This is a genomic window from Acinetobacter sp. ANC_7655 (assembly GCF_056784015.1).
This window is the reverse complement of the sequence record NZ_JBWYJB010000018.1, coordinates 40417-46856: the sequence shown is the minus strand read 5'-3', so window position 1 is coordinate 46856 and position 6440 is coordinate 40417. Positions and strand designations below refer to the sequence as shown.

Below are 6440 nucleotides of genomic sequence, written 5' to 3'. Positions count from 1 at the left end.
GAGCATTTCGAAATCATTGCAAGTGCTTTTAACCCCATGTTTTAATGAGTGTTCTATTTTTATGCACCATTATGATTCATTAATAATCACATTTACACTTAACCCTATAATATTTAAGCAAAAATATTAATTTAATATTTCTGCTTCTTTTTTTAATCACTATTTCGCTTTTGAAGGTTTTATATTCACACTTAAAATTTTAATAGGATTTTTTGGCACATCTTGATGCATACCAAATCTACCAGTAGGCACTTTTGCAATTTTATCGACAACATCCATGCCTTTAGTTACCTGACCAAACACAGCATAACCAGGATTCATTGGCGCTTTATTTAGAAAATCATTATCCGCAATATTGATAAAAAATTGGCTTGTTGCTGAATCAGGCTGGTTTGTACGTGCCATGGCTAAAGTGCCACGGTTATTCTTTAAGCCATTATAAGACTCGTTCTTGATTGGAGGTCGATTCGCTTTTTCTTTCATCGATACATCTAATCCTCCACCTTGGATCATGAACCCTGGAATAACCCGATGGAAGATTGTGCCGTTATAAAAATTAGCTTTCGCATAAGTTTCAAAGTTCTTTACTGAAATCGGAGCTTTATCATTAAACAACTCGATTTCGATATCTCCTGCTGATGTTTTGATTTGCATATGCGTATTTGCTGCCAAAGACAAAGTACTCATTGCCGCAACAGAAGCACCTAACATCATTTTTTTTAACATACGCTATCCTCTTATTGATGTTTTATCTTATCTATTATTCACGAATCAATCGCCAGAAAAGATTCAATTTTTTGTTAAGCATCAAAGTATTTTTATTCGATTACTGTATATAAAGAAAAAATCCTGAGTTTCGTTTAAATCTCAGGATTTGAAAGTAAGCATCTATTAACTATTTTTATCCCAAAATCTTCTAAACTCTTTACTCATTTCAATCAACAATTTTTTAGAACGCCCTGAGACTAGCGTTAGATTAATAAATCCGTGTGTTTGGTCTTCAAAATCTTGATACAACACTTTAGTGCCATTTTGACGTAATTTGTGGGCGTAAATTTTGCCTTCATCATGCAATACATCATGTCCCGCTGTAACAACATAGGCTGGTGCCAATTTTTTTAGATTACCGTATGTTGGGGAGATTAGTGGATTATCCAAAGCAACTTTATGTCTTGTCGCGTAGTATTCTGTCACATAGTCAATATCGCTGTTGGTTAATACTAAACCATCTTTATACGCAAAGAATGATGGATGACGACTTTTGAAATCTACCGCAGGATATATTAAAAATTGAGCTTGAGGCGCATAACTGGCATTTAATGCACGTTGAGCAACGACAGCACTAATATTACCGCCAGCACTATCTCCTGCTACAGCAATACGGTTTTTTAAGATTTTAAAGTGACGGCGATTTTGATATACCCATGCCAATGCATCTTCACATGATTGAATCAATGATTGTGGAGAAACTTCTGGTGCTAAAGGATAATCAATACTGATTACTTGTGCTTTTGCATAATTCGCAATGATTCGGCACGCTTCATCATGTGTATTCACACTTCCGACAACAAACCCACCACCATGATAAAATACAATCATTGGTAGTTTTTTATTCGGAGCAGGATGATAATGTCTGGCAAATACAGTACCACTTTGTAAAGGAAGACGAATATCTTCTACATATTGAACATGAGATGATTTATGTGTGATGGATTGGATTTGATTTTCAAATTCTTTTCTTGATTTATCAATATCAGCGCCAATAAAGCCTGATTTTCCTTGTTTCAACTGTGCAGCCATCAAGCATTTTGTAAAGCTATCGAGTTGAGGATAGTCATAGGGATAGCCAAGTAACTTCACTAGAGATTCTTGAACGATCTTTGGGAGTCGATCTAATGCACGTCCTGCAGAACCCTGACCATTTTCAAGTAATTGTTGTATTTTTTGATTCACGATTCCGATCCTTTTAAAAATCCGTATTCTTCATATTTTCTACACGATCAGCCATTTCATGACTATTTTGTTAACTAAGTCTACTGATCAATATACAAACTTCAATCCCATTTACGCTAATCTGACTATAGCAGTCTTGTCATTGACTATTTAATCCAACATCAGGAATTTTTTGGTTGTCCTGATTCAACATATAAAGGTGAAAGCTATGGCAATAAAAGTAATGATAATGTCATTGGCCACAGCAGTTCTTGCAGTCGGTTGTGTGGCCTTCCCTGACGATGGCCCTTATTATAATGGTAATTATGACCATCGTTATGATCGTGATTATGATCGCAACTATGACCGTCAACGTTGGGAGAGAGAACGCGCACAACGTTTACATCAACAGCGCCTTGAACAAGAAAAGCGCAAACGTGAATATGAACGTCAACGCCAACAACGTGAATTAGCAGATCGACGTAATAAAGAACGTGCTGAGCATGATCGTCGTAAACAGATTGAACAACGTCAAAAGGAAATTCTAAAACAACGTCAAGCTGAACGTAATCGTTGGAATCAAGATAATCGTAAAAAAGCGATTGAAGAAAAACGTAAGCGCTTAGAACAGGATCGCAAGAAGCGAGAACAGGAACGTCAACATGATCGCCGAGATCGTTAAGCTTTCTTGGACTCAAGACAATTGATTTAAAGTTACCTCACAAACCTAACATTCACATTTGAATGTTAGGTTTTTTTAAGTGCTGTGATTCTAAAAATAGACAGTAAAGGCATCCTATTTACTCTCTATTCTCTGCTTTTTCATAAAATTTAATCCATTATAAGCAGTTTAAATGAATTAAATTTCATTGCATTTTACTCAACAACTTGAGGGGCTTCTGCACCTTCAGCTGGGACAGCTTGAATCGGTTCAACAGACTCTACACTTGGGTCAGCTTGTACAGCCACACCATTTTGGGTATCCATTTCAGTAGTTGCCGCTTGCGCTATTGAAGCATCTGTTTGTGTGGTCGGTTGAGTCGCTTGAGCAGTTTCAGCAGATTGGTTTGAAGTACAACCTACAGTAGCAAAACCAATAACTGCAAATGCCAGGGAAATGAGACCTAATTTTTTCATTGTTTAATTCCTTACTTGAAACATTCAAAGTCAGAGTTAACTTTGAAGGCTTATCATTCCTGACTTTTTTATTTCATGCGTCAGTTCTTGGTTCAAGTTTCGATGACTTCAGGTTGAACTTATGAAAAAAGTGTAAAGAAAATGCAATTCAACTTTTATAGTTGAATATATGTCCTAAGCCATTTATTTAATTTATTTTTTAGTGAATATGTGGTGCGATATAAACCCTTTTTGAAGGTGACTGAATCACAGTGTGGCTACACGGTATATCGGTTGCTTAACATTGTTACTCAGATCTCGACAAGCAAAAAAAAACTCATCCAAGGAGGTTGGATGAGCTATTAAAAAGCAAAAACAAAATAAATAGAAACTACAGCGTTAGTATCTGGTTAAAGATAATACAGTTTTGATTCTTTAAAAGGAAAGACTTGTTTTATCTGAATCTATATTTTTTATATATAAAATATACACTAAATCATATTTTTATAATCTTTCTTCAGCTCATCTCCTCTTCTTATTCTAGACTTTAGATTTCTCTAAATGGATCGAAAAATTTTCATTCCTTGTTGTAAAGATGAATTTAGTAGAAATAAACATCGTTTAAGCTTGAATTATTTATAGTCGCCCACATTACCTTTGTATTGATGAATTACACACGCATGGCAGTTCAGATTAACGCAGTTAACACTGATGCCAAAGGACTGTACATGTTTAAAAACCCATTTAAGCGGAGATCTTCCATGGCAAATGAGCAAAACGAACAAACTCAGGACGTTCAAACGGAACAAACTGAACAGCAAGTTGAAAATCAACAAGCTGAAGTTGAAGTTTCTGTAGAAGACCTTCAAGCGCAAATCGCAACGCTGACTGAAAACTTAAAATATGAAAAAGCAGTTGCTGCAAATGCGAAGTATGAAGCAGAAAAAACCAAAGAACGTTTAGAGCGTGAAGCGGATACTGCGAAAAAATTTGCTTTAGAGAAATTTGCAAAAGAATTATTGGATTCAGTTGACAACCTTGAACGTGCAATTGCTGCTGCAGGTGATGAAAAAACTCCTTTATCAGAAGGTGTAGAACTCACACTGAAGTCATTATTAGCAACATTAGAAAAATTTGGTGTTGTGGCAGTTGACACTGAAAATGGTTTTAATGCTGATTTGCATCAAGCAGTAGGTATTGCTCCAGATGCAAAAGCGGGTGAGATTGGTACGGTACTTCAAAAAGGTTACACCCTTTCTGGCCGTTTACTTCGTCCTGCAATGGTCATGGTAGGCCAATAAGTCAAGAAATACGGGAGTTTGTAAAAATTTTTTAAGTTTTTAACTTGAAAAATAATGAATGGCTCTCATATCGGATAACAAGTGAAAGATCACAACAAAATTTTCGAGGAACACATCAATGGCTAAAATTATTGGTATTGACTTAGGTACTACAAACTCATGTGTTGCAGTACTTGAAGGCGATAAAGTTAAAGTAATCGACAACGCTGAAGGCGCTCGTACAACTCCGTCTATTATTGCGTATAAAGATGGCGAGATCCTTGTTGGTCAATCAGCTAAACGTCAAGCGGTAACAAACCCGAAAAATACATTATTTGCGATCAAACGTTTGATCGGTCGTCGTTACGAAGATCAAGCAGTTCAAAAAGATATTGGTCTTGTACCTTACAAAATCATCAAAGCTGACAATGGCGATGCTTGGGTTGATGTAAACGACAAGAAACTAGCACCACAACAAATCTCTGCAGAAGTTCTTAAGAAAATGAAGAAAACTGCGGAAGATTACTTAGGTGAAACAGTTACTGAAGCGGTAGTTACTGTTCCTGCATACTTCAACGATGCTCAACGTCAAGCAACGAAAGATGCTGGTAAAATTGCTGGTTTAGATGTTAAACGTATCATCAACGAACCAACAGCTGCAGCGCTTGCGTTCGGTATGGACAAGAAAGAAGGCGACCGTAAAATCGCGGTTTACGACTTAGGTGGTGGTACTTTCGACGTATCAATCATTGAAATCGCTGACCTTGATGGCGACCAACAAATCGAAGTGTTGTCTACTAATGGTGACACATTCCTTGGTGGTGAAGACTTTGATAACGCGTTAATCGACTTCTTGGTTGAAGAGTTCAAGAAAGAACAAAACGTAAACTTGAAGAACGATCCTCTTGCACTTCAACGTTTAAAAGAAGCTGCTGAGAAAGCGAAGATTGAATTGTCTTCTTCTAATGCAACTGAAATTAACCTTCCATATATCACGGCTGATGCGACTGGTCCTAAACACTTAGTGATCAACGTAACACGTGCGAAATTAGAAGGTCTTGTTGCTGACTTAGTTGCTCGTACAATCGAGCCATGTAAGATTGCACTTAAAGATGCAGGTCTATCAACTTCTGATATCTCTGACGTGATCTTGGTTGGTGGTCAGTCTCGTATGCCACTTGTACAACAAAAAGTACAAGAGTTCTTCGGTAAAGAGCCACGTAAAGACGTGAACCCTGACGAAGCTGTAGCAATGGGTGCTGCGATCCAAGGTGCTGTACTTTCAGGTGATAAGAACGACGTTCTATTACTTGACGTAACACCTTTGACACTTGGTATTGAAACAATGGGTGGCGTGTTAACTCCAATCATCGAGAAAAACACAACAATCCCTGCGAAAAAATCACAAGTGTTCTCTACAGCTGCTGATAACCAGCCTGCAGTAGACATTTCGGTTTACCAAGGTGAACGTAAAATGGCTCAACAAAACAAATTGTTGGGTAACTTCCAATTGGGCGATATCCCACCTGCTCCACGTGGTGTGCCGCAAATTGAAGTATCGTTCGACATCAACGCTGATGGTATCTTGAAAGTATCTGCGAAAGACAAGAGTACTGGTAAAGAGCAATCAATTCAAATTAAAGCAAACTCAGGTTTGAGCGATGCTGAAATTGAAGCGATGATCAAAGATGCTGAAGCGAATGCGGAAGAAGACCGTAAGTTTGAAGAATTAGCAAAAGCGCGTAACGAAGCTGATGCATTAGTTTCTTCTGCTCAAAAAGCAGTAAAAGACCTTGGCGAACAAGTAACTGCTGATGAAAAAACTGCGGTTGAAACTGCTGTTTCAGAACTTGAAGCTGCAACAAAAGAAAATGATGTTGATGCGATCAAAGCGAAAACTGAAGCACTTCAAAACATCATCATGCCGATCACTCAACGTGCTTATGAAGCTGCGCAGGGTGCTCAAGGTGGTGCGCAAGGTTTTGATCCAAATGCATTCCAAGGTGATACTGCTGGTCAACAACAAAAAGCGGACGACGGTGTTGTAGATGCTGAGTTCACTGAAGTTAAAGATGACAAAAAATAATTTGTCACTTTAAATAAAAGACCGCG

Annotated in this window: 6 protein-coding genes; 3 read left to right on the top strand and 3 right to left on the bottom strand. The window is 37.6% G+C overall.

What is annotated here, in order from left to right:
* Positions 1 to 159 precede the first annotated feature (159 nt).
* Both AC1M9N_RS14080 and AC1M9N_RS14075 read right to left on the bottom strand, forming a co-directional pair.
* Entirely contained in the window at positions 160 to 726 is a 567-nt protein-coding gene (locus tag AC1M9N_RS14080; RefSeq protein WP_481589581.1) for a peptidylprolyl isomerase, read from the bottom strand.
* A gap of 165 nt (positions 727 to 891) precedes the next feature.
* A complete protein-coding gene (locus AC1M9N_RS14075; protein WP_035269477.1) occupies positions 892 to 1962 on the bottom strand; it encodes an alpha/beta hydrolase in 1071 nt (356 codons plus the stop codon).
* 199 nt (positions 1963 to 2161) lie between these two features.
* Between AC1M9N_RS14075 and AC1M9N_RS14070 the strand changes: the two genes are divergently transcribed.
* A complete protein-coding gene (locus AC1M9N_RS14070) occupies positions 2162 to 2614 on the top strand; it encodes a hypothetical protein (protein ID WP_481954941.1) in 453 nt (150 codons plus the stop codon).
* Between the two features lie 194 nt (positions 2615 to 2808).
* Here AC1M9N_RS14070 and AC1M9N_RS14065 read toward each other — a convergent pair whose 3' ends face one another.
* Positions 2809 to 3069, bottom strand: coding sequence for a molybdenum ABC transporter substrate-binding protein (locus tag AC1M9N_RS14065; protein ID WP_481954940.1), 261 nt, complete (start codon positions 3067 to 3069; stop codon positions 2809 to 2811).
* Positions 3070 to 3776: 707 nt separating this feature from the next.
* Between AC1M9N_RS14065 and grpE the strand changes: the two genes are divergently transcribed.
* Both grpE and dnaK read left to right on the top strand, forming a co-directional pair.
* Entirely contained in the window at positions 3777 to 4349 is a 573-nt protein-coding gene (gene grpE, locus AC1M9N_RS14060) for a nucleotide exchange factor GrpE (RefSeq protein ID WP_257219952.1), read from the top strand.
* Between the two features lie 118 nt (positions 4350 to 4467).
* On the top strand, positions 4468 to 6414 hold the full coding sequence (dnaK, locus tag AC1M9N_RS14055) for a molecular chaperone DnaK (protein WP_481954939.1): 1947 nt from the start codon (positions 4468 to 4470) through the stop codon (positions 6412 to 6414).
* Positions 6415 to 6440: the final 26 nt, after the last annotated feature.

Excerpts from the sequence above, each read along its gene's own strand:
- AC1M9N_RS14080 (WP_481589581.1), bottom strand. The coding sequence starts at position 726 with ATGTTAAAAAAAATGATGTTAGGTGCTTCTGTTGCGGCAATGAGTACT.
- AC1M9N_RS14070 (WP_481954941.1), top strand. The coding sequence starts at position 2,162 with ATGGCAATAAAAGTAATGATAATGTCATTGGCCACAGCAGTTCTTGCA.
- AC1M9N_RS14065 (WP_481954940.1), bottom strand. The coding sequence starts at position 3,069 with ATGAAAAAATTAGGTCTCATTTCCCTGGCATTTGCAGTTATTGGTTTT.
- grpE (WP_257219952.1), top strand. The coding sequence starts at position 3,777 with ATGTTTAAAAACCCATTTAAGCGGAGATCTTCCATGGCAAATGAGCAA.
- dnaK (WP_481954939.1), top strand. The coding sequence starts at position 4,468 with ATGGCTAAAATTATTGGTATTGACTTAGGTACTACAAACTCATGTGTT.